At 52.1% G+C, this 16164-nt stretch carries 11 protein-coding genes, 1 pseudogene and 1 riboswitch; of the genes and pseudogenes, 8 read left to right on the forward strand and 4 right to left on the reverse strand.

Annotated features, from left to right (window positions below; genetic code table 11):
* Positions 1 to 163: 163 nt before the first annotated feature.
* The gene (ppc, locus tag BHE85_RS03805; RefSeq protein ID WP_001005567.1) at positions 164 to 2815 is read right to left on the reverse strand and encodes a phosphoenolpyruvate carboxylase; all 2652 of its coding nucleotides are present in this window, start codon (positions 2813 to 2815) and stop codon (positions 164 to 166) included.
* Positions 2816 to 3166: 351 nt separating this feature from the next.
* Complete coding sequence (argE, locus tag BHE85_RS03810) at positions 3167 to 4318, reverse strand: acetylornithine deacetylase (protein WP_004987941.1); 1152 nt, start codon at positions 4316 to 4318, stop codon at positions 3167 to 3169.
* A 153-nt stretch (positions 4319 to 4471) separates the two neighbouring features.
* On the opposite strand from argE, the gene argC reads away from it, so the two are divergent.
* The 4 genes from argC to oxyR all read left to right on the forward strand — a co-directional run bounded on the left by argC (position 4472) and on the right by oxyR (position 8878).
* On the forward strand, positions 4472 to 5476 hold the full coding sequence (gene argC, locus BHE85_RS03815; RefSeq protein ID WP_000935387.1) for an N-acetyl-gamma-glutamyl-phosphate reductase: 1005 nt from the start codon (positions 4472 to 4474) through the stop codon (positions 5474 to 5476).
* A gap of 7 nt (positions 5477 to 5483) precedes the next feature.
* Positions 5484 to 6260, forward strand: a complete 777-nt coding sequence (gene argB / locus BHE85_RS03820; RefSeq protein WP_001302318.1) for an acetylglutamate kinase — start codon at positions 5484 to 5486, stop codon at positions 6258 to 6260.
* A 60-nt stretch (positions 6261 to 6320) separates the two neighbouring features.
* The gene (gene argH, locus BHE85_RS03825; protein ID WP_001230076.1) at positions 6321 to 7694 is read left to right on the forward strand and encodes an argininosuccinate lyase; all 1374 of its coding nucleotides are present in this window, start codon (positions 6321 to 6323) and stop codon (positions 7692 to 7694) included.
* A gap of 266 nt (positions 7695 to 7960) precedes the next feature.
* Complete coding sequence (gene oxyR / locus BHE85_RS03830) at positions 7961 to 8878, forward strand: DNA-binding transcriptional regulator OxyR (protein WP_001025939.1); 918 nt, start codon at positions 7961 to 7963, stop codon at positions 8876 to 8878.
* Here the strand turns inward: oxyR and sthA are convergent.
* Positions 8861 to 10261 (reverse strand): Si-specific NAD(P)(+) transhydrogenase, encoded by a 1401-nt coding sequence (gene sthA, locus BHE85_RS03835; RefSeq protein WP_001120824.1) that lies wholly within the window; start codon positions 10259 to 10261, stop codon positions 8861 to 8863. The two genes, oxyR and sthA, sit on opposite strands and share 18 nt — an antisense overlap.
* A gap of 320 nt (positions 10262 to 10581) precedes the next feature.
* On the opposite strand from sthA, the gene fabR reads away from it, so the two are divergent.
* Entirely contained in the window at positions 10582 to 11232 is a 651-nt protein-coding gene (gene fabR / locus BHE85_RS03840; RefSeq protein ID WP_122988064.1) for an HTH-type transcriptional repressor FabR, read from the forward strand.
* Complete coding sequence (locus BHE85_RS03845) at positions 11232 to 11591, forward strand: YijD family membrane protein (protein ID WP_000806411.1); 360 nt, start codon at positions 11232 to 11234, stop codon at positions 11589 to 11591. The genes fabR and BHE85_RS03845 overlap by 1 nt, the downstream gene beginning before the upstream one ends.
* Before the next feature lie 38 nt (positions 11592 to 11629).
* On the opposite strand, the gene trmA is transcribed toward BHE85_RS03845, so the two are convergent.
* A complete protein-coding gene (trmA, locus tag BHE85_RS03850) occupies positions 11630 to 12730 on the reverse strand; it encodes a tRNA (uridine(54)-C5)-methyltransferase TrmA (protein ID WP_000187019.1) in 1101 nt (366 codons plus the stop codon).
* A gap of 113 nt (positions 12731 to 12843) precedes the next feature.
* Positions 12844 to 13033, forward strand: a riboswitch (cobalamin riboswitch).
* 54 nt (positions 13034 to 13087) lie between these two features.
* Between trmA and btuB the strand changes: the two are divergent.
* Together btuB and murI are read left to right on the forward strand one after the other, a co-directional pair.
* A pseudogene (gene btuB, locus BHE85_RS03855) lies at positions 13088 to 14936 on the forward strand (TonB-dependent vitamin B12 receptor BtuB).
* On the forward strand, positions 14881 to 15738 hold the full coding sequence (murI, locus tag BHE85_RS03860) for a glutamate racemase (RefSeq protein WP_000201819.1): 858 nt from the start codon (positions 14881 to 14883) through the stop codon (positions 15736 to 15738). Before btuB ends, murI begins: the two are co-directional and overlap by 56 nt.
* The last annotated feature ends 426 nt before the right edge of the window (positions 15739 to 16164 follow it).

Below are 16164 nucleotides of genomic sequence, written 5' to 3' on the forward strand. Positions count from 1 at the left end.
AAAAATATCGCCGAATGTAACGACAATTCCTTAAGGATATCTGAAGGTATATTCAGAATTTGAATAAAATGCAGACAGAAATATATTGAAAACGAGGGTGTTAGAACAGAAGTATTTCAGAAAACCCTCGCGCAAAAGCACGAGGGTTTGCAGAAGAGGAAGATTAGCCGGTATTACGCATACCTGCCGCAATCCCGGCAATAGTGACCATTAACGCTTGTTCGACGCGAGGATCCGGTTCCTGGCCTTCTTTTTCTGCCTGGCGGGAGCGGTGCAGCAACTCGGCCTGCAATACGTTCAGCGGGTCGGTGTAAATATTCCGTAGCTGAATAGACTCTGCAATCCACGGCAGATCGGCCATCAGATGGGAATCGTTGGCAATCGCCAGCACCACTTTGATGTCTTCTTCTTGCAGATTGCGTAACTCTTTACCTAACGGCCACAGTGCTTTGTCTACCAGGCGTTGGTCATAGTATTCCGCCAGCCACAGGTCTGCTTTGGCGAAGACCATCTCCAGCATGCCGAGACGCGTCGAGAAGAATGGCCAATCGCGGCACATAGCCTCCAGCTCGCTCTGTTTGCCGTCTTCGACCACTTTTTGCAGCGCCGTACCTGCACCCAGCCAGGCGGGGAGCATCAGACGGTTTTGCGTCCAGGCGAAGATCCACGGAATGGCGCGTAGTGACTCGACGCCGCCGGTTGGGCGACGTTTCGCCGGACGTGAACCCAACGGCAGTTTGCCCAGTTCTTGTTCCGGCGTAGCGGAGCGCAAGTAAGGCACAAAATCTTTGTTTTCACGTACGTAGCCGCGGTAGACATCGCAGGAGATGACTGACAGTTCATCCATAATGCGACGCCAGCTCTCTTTCGGCTCCGGCGGTGGCAGCAGGTTGGCTTCCAGAATCGCCCCGGTATAAAGCGACAGGCTGCTGACGGTGATTTCTGGCAGACCATATTTAAAGCGGATCATCTCGCCCTGTTCGGTTACGCGCAGGCCGCCTTTCAGGCTTCCTGGCGGTTGTGACAGCAGTGCCGCATGGGCAGGTGCACCGCCGCGACCAATGGAACCGCCGCGACCGTGGAACAACGTCAGCTCAATACCCGCTTTTTCGCAGGTTCTGATTAATGCATCCTGTGCCTGATATTGCGCCCAGGACGCTGCCATCACGCCCGCATCTTTTGCTGAGTCGGAATAGCCAATCATCACCATCTGTTTGCCCTGAATCAGGCCGCGATACCAGTCGATATTGAGCAGCTGGGTCATGACATCGTTGGCGTTGTTCAGGTCATCGAGGGTTTCAAACAGCGGAGCAACCGGCATCGCAAACCCGATACCCGCTTCTTTCAGCAGCAGGTGGACAGCCAGTACGTCGGACGGCGTTTTCGCCATCGAGATCACGTAGGCGGCAATGGAGCCTTGCGGCGCTTCGGCAATCACCTGGCAGGTATCGAGCACTTCGCGCGTTTCGGCGCTTGGTTGCCAGTTGCGCGGCAGAAGCGGACGTTTGGAGTTCAGTTCGCGGATCAGGAACGCCTGTTTGTCGGCCTCTGACCAGCTTTTGTAGTCGCCGATACCGAGGTAGCGGGTCAGCTCGCCCAGCGCTTCGGTATGGCGGGTGCTCTCCTGACGGATATCAATACGGACCAGCGGTACGCCGAAACATTTCACGCGGCGCAGGGTGTCGAGCAGATCGCCGTTGGCGATAATACCCATGCCACACGCCTGAAGTGACTGGTAGCAAGCGTAGAGCGGTTCCCACAGTTCTTCGTTTTGTGTCAGCAGGCCTTCTGGTTTTGGCAGTTCTTCGCCTTTCAGGCGCGCTTCCAGCCATGCCTGTGTCGCCATCAGGCGAGAACGCAGGTTTTTCATCAGATAGCGATACGGTTCTGCGGCACCTTCTTCGCCAACCAGCGCCAGCAGTTCAGGGGGCGCTTCAACCATCGACAGTTCAGAAACCAGCACCTGAATATCTTTCAGGAACAAATCGGTGGCTTTCCAGCGGCTGAGTAGCAGGACGTGGCGGGTGATATCGGCAGTGACGTTCGGGTTGCCGTCGCGGTCGCCGCCCATCCACGAAGTAAAACGGACCGGAACAAATTCGACGGGCAGTTTGTAGCCGAGGTTCTCTTCCAGTTGTTCGTTCAGTTCGCGCAGGTAATTTGGTACGCCTTGCCACAGGCTGTTTTCCACTACGGCAAAGCCCCATTTGGCTTCATCTACCGGGCTTGGACGCAGCTTACGGATTTCATCGGTATGCCATGACTGGGCGATTAACTGGCGCAGGCGACGCATCAGCTGGTTGTGTTCGTAGTCAGCGATATCTTTGTTATCGAGCTGTTTTAAGCAGGCGTTCACTTCCACCATTTTGTGGATCAGTGTACGACGGGTAATTTCGGTAGGGTGAGCCGTGAGGACCAGTTCCAGCGACAGCGATTCCACTGCTTTTTTGATGGTGTCTTCGCTCAGTTCCGGCTGGTTTTTCAGTTTACGCAGGGTGCGGGCGATCACTTCCGGGTTGCTGGCAGCTTCGCCTTTCGGCGAAATGCTGTGGTATTGCTCGGCGGTGTTGGCCAGGTTCAGGAACTGACTAAACGCACGCGCAACGGGCAGCAGCTCGTCGTTCGACAAATTTTGTAAGGTGGTGAGTAACTCCTGGCGGTTAGCATCATTGCCAGCGCGTGAAGATTTGGACAACTTACGGATAGTTTCTACGCGTTCAAGAATGTGTTCTCCCAACGCATCCTTGATGGTTTCTCCCAGCACTTTGCCGAGCATACTGACATTACTACGCAATGCGGAATATTGTTCGTTCATATTACCCCAGACACCCCATCTTATCGTTTGATAGCCCTGTATCCTTCACGTCGCATTGGCGCGAATATGCTCGGGCTTTGCTTTTCGTCGTCTTTTATAAAGCCACGTAAAAGCGGTGACGTCAAATGCTGCGAAATCGCTTCAGCAAACGAATAAATAGCAGGAATTTACGCCATTAAATTCACGACGCTTTAAATAAGCGTAACTTATGGAAATGTTAAAAAATCGCCATACATAACACCAAAGGTGTAGGTCGGATAAGATGCGCAAGCATCGCATCCGACATTATTGCGGCACCGGAGTTTGGCAACGGTGCCGGATGCGGCGCGAGCGCCTTATCCGGCCTACGTTTTAATGCCAGCAAAAATGGTGAATTACCTGGATAATCAACTCACGGGTGGGTTTAATAAACCGCGTCTCCAGATATTCATCAGGCTGATGAGCTTGATTGATGGAACCCGGACCGAGCACCAGCGTCGGGCATAACGTTTGAATAAACGGCGCTTCGGTACAGTAATTCACCACTTCGGTTTTTGCTCCGAGCAATTTCTCAACCACTTCAACCAGTTGATGATTCGGTGGGCATTCATAGCCAGGGATCGGCGGATGCAGCTCGTCGACCGTCAGACGACCCGGCCAGCGTTCGATCACCGGAGCCAATGCATCGTTGAGCAAACCATTAAGTTCATTGAGTGTCATGCCAGGCAGCGGACGAATATCCATATGCAACTCACAGCAAGCGCAAATACGGTTAGAAGCGTCGCCACCGTGAATATGCCCGAGGTTGAGCGTAGGGTATGGCACGGTAAATGCTTCGTAGTGATAACGTTCTTTCAGGTTATCGCGCAATTGCAAAATATGCCCGATGGCGTCGTGCATTAGTTCGATAGCGTTAACTCCGCGTGCTGGATCGCTGGAGTGCCCCGACTGGCCCTGAATACGGATGGCGTTAGAGATATGACCTTTATGTGCGCGTACCGGTTGTAGTGACGTCGGTTCGCCAATGATGGCGCAATCCGGGCGCAGGGCGGTAGTTTCGGCAAAATAACGCGCTCCGGCCATACTGGTTTCTTCATCAGCAGTCGCCAGAATGTAGAGCGGTTTTTTCAGTTTCGTGACGTCGATATCGCGTAGCGCATCAAGGATAAACGCAAAAAAGCCTTTCATGTCGGCGGTGCCTAAGCCGTAAAGCTTGCCGTCATGCTCCGTCAGTGTAAACGGATCGCGCGTCCAGCGACCGTCATCAAATGGCACCGTATCGGTATGCCCCGCCAGCAACAAGCCGCCAGCCCCCTGTCCGATACTTGCCAGCATATTGAATTTGTTGCGAGTTCCTGGAACAGGCTGCACTTCCACATTGAAGCCCAAATCTTTAAACCAGTCCGCCAGCAGAGTGATTAAATCTGCATTGCTTTGATCGAGTGCCTCTTCCGTAGCGCTTATTGAAGGTGTGGCAATCAGAGCGCGGTAAATCTCGATAAATGGCGGTAATTTGTTTTTCATTGTTGACACACCTCTGGTCATGATAGTATCAATATTCATGCAGTATTTATGAATAAAAATACACTAACGTTGAGCGTAATAAAACCCACCAGCCGTAAGGTGAATGTTTTACGTTTAACCTGGCAACCAGACATAAGAAGGTGAATAGCCCCGATGTTGAATACGCTGATTGTGGGTGCCAGCGGCTACGCTGGCGCAGAGCTAGTGACCTATGTAAATCGCCATCCGCATATGAACATAACCGCTTTGACTGTTTCAGCGCAAAGCAATGATGCGGGAAAGTTAATCTCCGATTTGCATCCGCAGCTAAAAGGCATCGTTGAGCTGCCGTTGCAGCCGATGTCGGATATCAGCGAGTTTAGCCCAGGGGTGGACGTAGTGTTTCTCGCCACCGCCCATGAAGTTAGCCACGATTTAGCGCCGCAGTTTCTTGAAGCGGGCTGCGTGGTGTTCGACCTTTCCGGCGCGTTTCGTGTTAACGACGCCACCTTCTATGAAAAATATTACGGCTTTACCCATCAATACCCGGAACTGCTGGAACAGGCAGCCTACGGTCTGGCGGAGTGGTGCGGTAATAAATTAAAAGAAGCGAATTTGATTGCGGTGCCAGGCTGTTATCCGACGGCGGCACAGCTGGCGCTGAAACCGTTGATTGATGCCGATCTTCTTGACCTCAATCAGTGGCCGGCGATTAACGCCACCAGCGGCGTGAGCGGTGCAGGACGTAAGGCAGCGATTTCAAATAGTTTTTGTGAAGTTAGCCTGCAACCGTATGGCGTCTTTACTCATCGCCATCAACCAGAGATCGCCACACACCTCGGTGCTGACGTTATCTTCACCCCACATCTGGGCAATTTCCCGCGCGGCATTCTCGAAACCATTACCTGCCGCCTGAAATCGGGTGTGACCCAGGCGCAAGTCGCGCAAGTGTTACAGCAGGCGTATGCCCATAAACCGCTGGTGCGGCTGTATGACAAAGGCGTTCCGGCGCTGAAAAATGTCGTTGGGCTGCCATTTTGCGATATCGGGTTTGCCGTTCAGGGCGAGCATCTGATTATTGTGGCGACCGAAGACAACTTACTGAAAGGCGCGGCGGCACAAGCGGTACAGTGCGCCAATATTCGTTTCGGCTATGCGGAAACGCAGTCTCTTATTTAAGGGTGCAATGATGAATCCATTAATTATCAAACTGGGCGGCGTACTGCTGGATAGTGAAGAGGCGCTGGAACGTCTGTTTAGCGCACTGGTGAATTATCGTGAGTCACATCAGCGTCCGCTGGTGATTGTGCACGGCGGCGGTTGCGTGGTGGATGAGCTGATGAAAGGGCTGAATCTGCCGGTGAAAAAGAAAAACGGCCTGCGGGTGACGCCTGCTGATCAGATAGACATTATCACCGGAGCACTGGCGGGAACGGCAAATAAAACCCTGTTGGCATGGGCGAAGAAACATCAGATTGCGGCTGTAGGTTTGTTTCTCGGTGATGGCGACAGCGTCAAAGTGACCCAGCTTGATGAAGAGTTAGGTCATGTTGGACTGGCGCAGCCAGGTTCGCCTAAGCTTATCAACTCCTTGCTGGAGAACGGTTATCTGCCGGTGGTCAGCTCCATTGGCGTAACAGACGAAGGGCAACTGATGAACGTCAATGCCGACCAGGCGGCAACGGCGCTGGCGGCAACGCTGGGCGCGGATCTGATTTTGCTCTCCGACGTCAGCGGCATTCTCGACGGCAAAGGGCAACGCATTGCCGAAATGACCGCCGCGAAAGCAGAACAACTGATTGAGCAGGGCATTATTACTGACGGCATGATAGTGAAAGTGAACGCGGCGCTGGATGCGGCCCGCACGCTGGGCCGTCCGGTAGATATCGCCTCCTGGCGTCATGCGGAGCAGCTTCCGGCACTGTTTAACGGTATGCCGATGGGTACGCGGATTTTAGCTTAAGTTTTGTTAGCCGGAGGCGCAGCTTTCCGGCATTGAATTTCAAAATAAGGAAACAGAGTTATGGCACTTTGGGGCGGGCGTTTTACCCAGGCAGCAGATCAACGGTTCAAACAATTCAACGACTCACTGCGCTTTGATTACCGTCTGGCGGAGCAGGATATTGTTGGCTCTGTGGCCTGGTCCAAAGCCCTGGTAACGGTCGGCGTGTTAACCGCAGAAGAGCAGGCGCAACTGGAAGAGGCGCTGAACGTGTTGCTGGAAGATGTTCGCGCCAGGCCACAACAAATCCTTGAAAGCGACGCCGAAGATATCCATAGCTGGGTGGAAGGCAAACTGATCGACAAAGTGGGCCAGTTAGGCAAAAAGCTGCATACCGGGCGTAGCCGTAATGATCAGGTAGCGACTGACCTGAAACTGTGGTGCAAAGATACCGTTAGCGAGTTACTGACGGCTAACCGGCAGCTGCAATCGGCGCTGGTGGAAACCGCACAAAACAATCAGGACGCGGTAATGCCAGGTTACACTCACCTGCAACGCGCCCAGCCGGTGACGTTCGCGCACTGGTGCCTGGCCTATGTTGAGATGCTGGCGCGTGATGAAAGCCGTTTGCAGGATGCGCTTAAGCGTCTGGATGTCAGCCCATTAGGCTGTGGCGCGCTGGCGGGAACGGCCTATGAAATCGACCGTGAACAGTTAGCAGGCTGGCTGGGCTTTGCTTCGGCGACCCGTAACAGTCTGGACAGCGTTTCTGACCGTGACCATGTGTTGGAACTGCTGTCGGCTGCCGCTATCGGCATGGTGCATCTGTCGCGTTTTGCTGAAGATCTGATTTTCTTTAACACCGGCGAAGCGGGGTTTGTGGAGCTTTCTGACCGCGTGACTTCCGGTTCATCATTAATGCCGCAGAAGAAAAACCCGGATGCGCTGGAGCTGATTCGCGGTAAATGCGGTCGGGTGCAGGGTGCGTTAACCGGCATGATGATGACGCTGAAAGGTTTGCCGCTGGCTTACAACAAAGATATGCAGGAAGACAAAGAAGGTCTGTTCGACGCGTTCGATACCTGGCTGGACTGCCTGCATATGGCGGCGCTGGTGCTGGACGGCATTCAGGTGAAACGTCCACGTTGCCAGGAAGCGGCTCAGCAGGGTTACGCCAACGCCACCGAACTGGCGGATTACCTGGTGGCGAAAGGCGTACCTTTCCGCGAGGCGCACCATATCGTGGGTGAAGCGGTGGTGGAAGCCATTCGTCAGGGCAAACCGCTGGAAGATCTGCCGCTCGACGAGTTGCAGAAATTCAGCCACGTGATTGGCGAAGATGTCTATCCGATTCTGTCGCTACAATCGTGCCTCGACAAGCGTGCGGCAAAAGGCGGCGTCTCACCGCAGCAGGTGGCCCAAGCGATTGCTTTTGCGCAGGCGCGGTTGGGGTAAGAACATTTATATGTACAAATTTGAGCCTGGCTTATCGCCGGGCTTTTTTATGGCAAAAAAAAGCGGATCCTGGAGATCCGCAAAAGTTCACGTTGGCTTTAGTTATTCGAGTTGAGAAACTCTCGAAACGGGCAGTGACTTCAAGGGTTAAAAGAGGTGCCGCTCCGTTTCTGTGAGCAATTATCAGTCAGAATGCTTGATAGGGATAATCGTTCATTGCTATTCTACCTATCGCCATGAACTATCGTGGCGATGGAGGATGGATAATGAATATTCGTGATCTTGAGTACCTGGTGGCATTGGCTGAACACCGCCATTTTCGGCGTGCGGCAGATTCCTGCCACGTTAGCCAGCCGACGCTTAGCGGCCAAATTCGTAAGCTGGAAGATGAGCTGGGCGTGATGTTGCTGGAGCGGACCAGCCGTAAAGTGTTGTTCACCCAGGCGGGAATGCTGCTGGTGGATCAGGCGCGTACCGTGCTGCGTGAGGTGAAAGTCCTTAAAGAGATGGCAAGCCAGCAGGGCGAGACGATGTCCGGACCGCTGCATATTGGTTTGATTCCTACGGTTGGACCGTACCTGCTGCCGCATATTATCCCGATGCTGCACCAGACATTTCCAAAGCTGGAAATGTATCTGCATGAAGCACAGACCCACCAGTTACTGGCGCAACTGGACAGCGGCAAACTCGATTGCGTGATCCTCGCGCTGGTGAAAGAGAGCGAAGCATTCATTGAAGTGCCGTTGTTTGATGAGCCAATGTTGCTGGCTATCTATGAAGATCACCCGTGGGCGAACCGCGAATGCGTACCGATGGCCGATCTGGCAGGGGAAAAACTGCTGATGCTGGAAGATGGTCACTGTTTGCGCGATCAGGCAATGGGTTTCTGCTTTGAAGCCGGGGCGGATGAAGATACACACTTCCGCGCGACCAGCCTGGAGACACTGCGTAACATGGTGGCGGCAGGTAGCGGGATCACTTTACTGCCTGCGCTGGCTGTGCCGCCGGAGCGCAAACGCGATGGGGTTGTTTATTTGCCGTGTATTAAGCCGGAACCTCGCCGCACGATTGGCCTGGTTTATCGTCCTGGCTCACCGCTGCGCAGCCGCTATGAGCAGCTGGCAGAGGCCATCCGCGCAAGAATGGATGGCCATTTCGATAAAGTGTTAAAACAGGCGGTTTAAGCCATTTAGCGCAGCTACCCGATAGGCTTCTGCCATCGTCGGGTAGTTAAAGGTGGTGTTGACGAAGTACTCAATAGTGTTGCCGCCACCTTTCTGTTCCATAATCGCCTGACCGATATGAATAATTTCGGCAGCGCGCTCGCCAAAGCAGTGAATACCCAGAATCTCTTTTGTTTCCCGATGGAACAAAATTTTCAGCGTGCCCACGTTCATGCCGACGATTTGTGCGCGTGCCAGATGTTTAAACTGGGCGCGGCCCACTTCATATGGCACTTTCATTGCGGTCAGCTGCTGTTCGGTTTTGCCCACAGAGCTGATTTCCGGGATGGTGTAAATGCCGGTAGGGATATCTTCAATCAGATGTGCGGTGGCTTCGCCTTTTACCAGCGCCTGCGCGGCAATGCGCCCCTGGTCATAGGCCGCTGATGCCAGGCTCGGATAACCAATCACGTCGCCCACCGCGTAAACGTGCGGCTGTGCGGTCTGATACATGCTGTTGACCTTCAGCTGTCCGCGGCTGTCAGTTTCCAGCCCAATGTTCTGTAACGCCAGCGAATCGGTATTACCGGTGCGACCGTTGGCATAGAGCAGGCAGTCAGCTTTCAGTTTTTTACCCGACTTCAAATGCATGATCACACCATCGTCACAGCCTTCGATCTTCTCGTACTCTTCGTTGTGACGAATCACTACGCCACTGTTCCAGAAGTGATAGGAGAGAGAATCTGACATCTCTTGATCGAGAAATGCCAGCAGGCGATCGCGGGTGTTGATCAGATCCACTTTTACATCCATACCGCGGAAGATCGACGCATATTCACAGCCGATCACTCCAGCACCATAGATAAGTACATGGCGCGGTTCGTGGTGCATGCTAAGAATTGAGTCGCTGTCGTAAATGCGTGGATGGGTGAAATCAACATCTGTTGGATGATATGGACGAGAGCCGCAGGCAATAACAAATTTTTCAGCGGTTAGTGTTTCGACGCTGCCGTCCGGGCAATCCAGCACCAACGTATGCTCGTCAACAAAGCGAGCGTTCCCCTGCAATATTTCACAGTGATTACGTTCGTAAAATCCCTGACGCATGCGCGTTTGTTGATTAATCACGTTATCGGCATGGTTAAGGATATCGGCAAAAGAAGAGCGGAGCAGTCGGGAATGGTCGCTGTATAGTGGGTTTTGATTGAATTCTATAATGCGGCTGACGGCGTGACGGAGAGCTTTCGACGGGATGGTGCCCCAGTGGGTGCAACCGCCGCCAACATTTTGATAACGCTCGATAACTGCGACGCGCGCACCTTGCTTAACCAGGCCCATTGCAGCGCCTTCGCCGCCGGGGCCGGAACCTATTACTATGGCATCGTAATCGTAGGAATGTGGCATGGTAGGGCTTACCTGTTCTTATACATAAAAGCAACAGAATGGTAACATTTTATCGCGGGTAAGCCAATTGATCCCCGTCATTTATCTGGCTATATCCTGAGCGGCCTTTGCTTTGTCTGTTTCTTACTTTTGCCCTGACGTTTTATTGGATTTTTATCGACGATACTCTCCGTTTAAGCGGCAGGTTTCCGCTGTACGTAAAAGAACCGGCCAGTAAATATGTTTTATTGCGTTACCGTTCATTCACAATACTGGAGCAATCCAGTATGTTCATTCTCTGGTATAGTGCCAGCAGTACTTTTGGCAAGGATTCAGACATCGTGATGGGCATAAGAGCGCAACAAAAAGAAAAAACCCGCCGTTCGCTGGTGGAAGCCGCATTTAGCCAATTAAGTGCTGAACGCAGCTTCGCCAGCCTGAGTTTGCGTGAAGTGGCGCGTGAAGCGGGCATTGCTCCCACCTCTTTTTATCGGCATTTCCGCGACGTAGACGAACTGGGTCTGACCATGGTTGATGAGAGCGGTTTAATGCTACGCCAACTCATGCGCCAGGCGCGTCAGCGTATCGCCAAAGGCGGGAGTGTGATCCGCACCTCGGTCTCCACATTTATGGAGTTCATCGGTAATAATCCTAACGCCTTCCGGTTATTATTGCGGGAACGCTCCGGCACCTCCGCTGCGTTTCGTGCCGCCGTTGCGCGTGAAATTCAGCACTTCATTGCGGAACTTGCGGACTATCTGGAACTCGAAAACCATATGCCGCGTGCGTTTACTGAAGCGCAAGCCGAAGCAATGGTGACAATTGTCTTCAGTGCGGGTGCCGAGGCGTTGGACGTCGGCGTCGAACAACGTCGGCAATTAGAAGAGCGACTGGTACTGCAACTGCGAATGATTTCGAAAGGGGCTTATTACTGGTATCGCCGTGAACAAGAGAAAACCGCAATTATTCCGGGAAATGTGAAGGACGAGTAATGAAACAAGCAAATCAAGATAGAGGTACGCTGCTGCTGGCGTTAGTTGCTGGCTTATCGATTAATGGTACTTTCGCAGCGCTGTTTAGCTCCATTGTGCCATTTTCTGTATTCCCGATTATTTCCCTGGTGCTGACGGTTTACTGCCTGCATCAACGTTATCTTAATCGCACTATGCCGGTAGGCTTGCCGGGTCTGGCAGCTGCCTGTTTTATTCTCGGCGTACTGCTGTACAGCACGGTAGTTCGTGCGGAATATCCGGATATCGGCTCTAACTTCTTCCCGGCAGTACTCTCCGTCATTATGGTGTTCTGGATTGGCGCGAAGATGCGTAACCGTAAGCAGGAAGTTGCTGAGTAATCGGTATTATGCCGGATGCTGGCGCATCGGCATGGGTTTTACTTCGCGGTCAGTAATACGCCGCACTCCATATGGTGCGTGTAGGGGAACTGATCAAACAGAGCCAGACGTTCGACCTTGTGCGTCTGGCTTAATGTTTCCAGATTCTTGCATAACGTTTCCGGGTTACAGGAGATGTACAAAATACACGGATACGCCTGCACCATTTTCTCGGTTTCACTGTCCAGACCGCTGCGCGGTGGGTCGACAAAAATGGTTTCGCACTGATAACTCTTTAAGTCGATCCCTTGCAGGCGGTTAAACTCGCGCACACCATTCATCGCCTGAGTAAATTCTTCTGCCGCCATACGAATAATTTGTACGTTATCAATATGGTTAGCTGCGATGTTGTATTGCGCAGCAGCAACCGACGGCTTAGCGATTTCGGTGGCTAATACCCGATCAAAATTGCGCGCCAGCGCTAATGAAAAGTTACCGTTGCCGCAGTACAGCTCCAGTAAATCGCCTTTTGAGCCTTTGGTTACGTCCAGCGCCCATTCCAGCATCTGAATATTCATCGCCGCGTTCGGCTGGGTAAAGCTGTTTTCTACCTGACGGTAGATCATCTCTTTCCCTGCGACCGGCAGACGCTCGTCGATGTAATCTTGATCCAGCTCGATTTTGGTTTTCGTTGCCCGACCAATCAGATGCACATTCAGATTCTGCGCGCGCAGTGCATCGCGCAGGGCCTCCGCTTCCTGACGCCACTCATCATCCAGCTTCTTATGGTATAGCAGGGAAACCACCGCCTGATTACTCAGCGTGGTGAGGTAATCAATCTGGAACAACTTGTGGCGCAGAACGGGATTATTACGCACACCCGCAATCATCGCCGTCATCAACTGGTTGATAAGTTCACTGGCGGCGGGGAAGCTATCCACGCGGATACGGCTTTTGGTTTGTTGATCGAAAATGATGTGATACAGGTCATCGCCATCGTGCCAGATGCGGAACTCCGCACGCATCCGGTAATGACTGACCGGCGAGCGAAACACTTCCGGAACCAGGTCAGAAAACGGTGCCATCATACTTTGCAAACGTACCACTTTTTCGGCTAACTGCGCTTCATACTGTTCTGTTGGAAGGTGTTCGGGGGTCATGATGTATCCTGAAAAATTAAAGTACGCGGCGATTGTAGGGATTGCTCATCAGATGTCCAGATCTTGATGAATTCCTATTTGTGAGCTACGTCTGGACAGTAACTTGTTACAACCTGTAGCATCCACTTGCCGGTCCTGTGAGTTAATAGGGAATCCAGTGCGAATCTGGAGCTGACGCGCAGCGGTAAGGAAAGGTGCGATGATTGCGTTATGCGGACACTGCCATCCGGTGGGAAGTCATCATCTCTTAGTATCTTAGATACCCCTCCAAGCCCGAAGACCTGCCGGCCAACGTCTCATCATCGCGTAATATTGATGAAACCTGCGGCATCCTTCTTCTATTGTGGATGCTTTACAATGATTAAAAAAGCTTCGCTGCTGACGGCGTGTTCTGTCACAGCCTTTTCCGCTTGGGCACAGGATACCAGCCCGGATACTCTCGTCGTTACTGCTAACCGTTTTGAACAGCCGCGCAGCACTGTGCTTGCACCAACCACCGTTGTGACCCGTCAGGATATCGACCGCTGGCAGTCGACCTCGGTCAATGATGTGCTGCGCCGTCTTCCGGGCGTCGATATCACCCAAAACGGCGGTTCAGGTCAGCTCTCATCTATTTTTATTCGCGGTACAAATGCCAGTCATGTGTTGGTGTTAATTGATGGCGTACGCCTGAATCTGGCGGGGGTGAGTGGTTCTGCCGACCTTAGCCAGTTCCCTATTGCGTGCGCTTGTCCAGCGTGTTGAATATATCCGTGGGCCGCGCTCCGCTGTTTATGGTTCCGATGCAATAGGCGGGGTGGTGAATATCATCACGACGCGCGATGAACCCGGAACGGAAATTTCAGCAGGGTGGGGAAGCAATAGTTATCAGAACTATGATGTCTCTACGCAGCAACAACTGGGGGATAAGACACGGGTAACGCTGTTGGGCGATTATGCCCATACTCATGGTTATGATGTTGTTGCCTATGGTAATACCGGAACGCAAGCGCAGACAGATAACGATGTTTTTTTAAGTAAAACGCTTTATGGCGCGCTGGAGCATAACTTTACTGATGCCTGGAGCGGCTTTGTGCGCGGCTATGGCTATGATAACCGTACCAATTATGACGCGTATTATTCTCCCGGTTCACCGTTGCTCGATATCCGTAAACTCTATAGCCAAAGTTGGGACGCCGGGCTGCGCTATAACGGCGAACTGATTAAATCACAACTCATTACCAGCTATAGCCATAGCAAAGATTACAACTACGATCCCCATTATGGTCGTTATGATTCGTCGGCGACGCTCGATGAGATGAAGCAATACACCGTCCAGTGGGCAAACAATGTCATCGTTGGTCACGGTAGTATTGGTGCGGGTGTCGACTGGCAGAAACAGACTACGACGCCGGGTACAGGTTATGTTGAGGATGGATATGATCAACGTAATACCGGCATCTATCTGACCGGGCTGCAACAAGTCGGCGATTTTACCTTTGAAGGCGCAGCACGCAGTGACGATAACTCACAGTTTGGTCGTCATGGAACCTGGCAAACCAGCGCCGGTTGGGAATTCATCGAAGGTTATCGCTTCATTGCTTCCTACGGGACATCTTATAAGGCACCAAATCTGGGGCAACTGTATGGCTTCTACGGAAATCCGAATCTGGACCCGGAGAAAAGCAAACAGTGGGAAGGCGCGTTTGAAGGCTTAACCGCTGGGGTGAACTGGCGTATTTCCGGATATCGTAACGATGTCAGTGACTTGATCGATTATGATGATCACACCCTGAAATATTACAACGAAGGGAAAGCGCGGATTAAGGGCGTCGAGGCGACCGCCAATTTTGATACCGGACCACTGACGCATACTGTGAGTTATGATTATGTCGATGCGCGCAATGCGATTACCGACACGCCGTTGTTACGCCGTGCTAAACAGCAGGTGAAATACCAGCTCGACTGGCAGTTGTATGACTTCGACTGGGGTATTACTTATCAGTATTTAGGCACTCGCTATGATAAGGATTACTCATCTTATCCTTATCAAACCGTTAAAATGGGCGGTGTGAGCTTGTGGGATCTTGCGGTTGCGTATCCGGTCACCTCTCACCTGACAGTTCGTGGTAAAATAGCCAACCTGTTCGACAAAGATTATGAGACAGTCTATGGCTACCAAACTGCAGGACGGGAATACACCTTGTCTGGCAGCTACACCTTCTGAACCACGTCCCACCGTGCTGGTGTTTGACTCCGGCGTCGGTGGGTTGTCGGTCTATGACGAGATCCGGCATCTCTTACCGGATCTCCATTACATTTATGCTTTCGATAACGTCGCTTTCCCGTATGGCGAAAAAAGCGAAGCGTTTATTGTTGAGCGAGTGGTGGCAATTGTCACCGCGGTGCAAGAACGTTATCCCCTTGCGCTGGCTGTGGTCGCTTGCAACACTGCCAGTACCGTTTCACTTCCTGCATTACGCGAAAAGTTCGACTTCCCGGTTGTTGGTGTCGTGCCGGCGATTAAACCTGCTGCACGTCTGACGGCAAATGGCATTGTCGGATTACTGGCAACCCGCGGAACAGTTAAACGTTCTTATACTCATGAGCTGATCGCGCGTTTCGCTAATGAATGCCAGATAGAAATGCTGGGCTCGGCAGAGATGGTTGAGTTGGCTGAAGCGAAGCTACATGGCGAAGATGTTTCTCTGGATGCACTAAAACGTATCCTACGCCCGTGGTTAAGAATGAAAGAGCCGCCAGATACCGTTGTATTGGGTTGCACCCATTTCCCTCTACTACAAGAAGAACTGTTACAAGTGCTGCCAGAGGGAACCCGGCTAGTGGATTCTGGCGCAGCGATTGCTCGCCGAACGGCCTGGTTGTTAGAACATGAAGCCCCGGATGCAAAATCTGCCGATGCGAATATTGCCTTTTGTATGGCAATGACGCCAGAAGCTGAACAATTATTGCCCGTTTTACAGCGTTACGGCTTCGAAACGCTCGAAAAACTGGCAGTTTTAGGCTGATTTGGTTGAATGTTGCGCGGTCAGAAAATTATTTTAAATTTCCTCTTGTCAGGCCGGAATAACTCCCTATAATGCGCCACCACTGACACGGAACAACGGCAAACACGCCGCCGGGTCAGCGGGGTTCTCCTGAGAATCTCAACAGAGAAAAGCAAAAAAATGCTTGACTCTGTAGCGGGAAAGCGTATTATGCACACCCCGCGCCGCTGAGAAAAAGCGAAGCGGCACTGCTCTTTAACAATTTATCAGACAATCTGTGTGGGCACTCGAAGATACGGATTCTTAACGTCGCAAGACGAAAAATGAATACCAAGTCTCAAGAGTGAACACGTAATTCATTACGAAGTTTAATTCTTTGAGCATCAAACTTTTAAATTGAAGAGTTTGATCATGGCTCAGATTGAACGCTGGCGGCAGGCCTAACAC

This window comes from Shigella sp. FC1567 (genome assembly GCF_001743015.1).
Taxonomy (GTDB): domain Bacteria; phylum Pseudomonadota; class Gammaproteobacteria; order Enterobacterales; family Enterobacteriaceae; genus Escherichia; species Escherichia coli.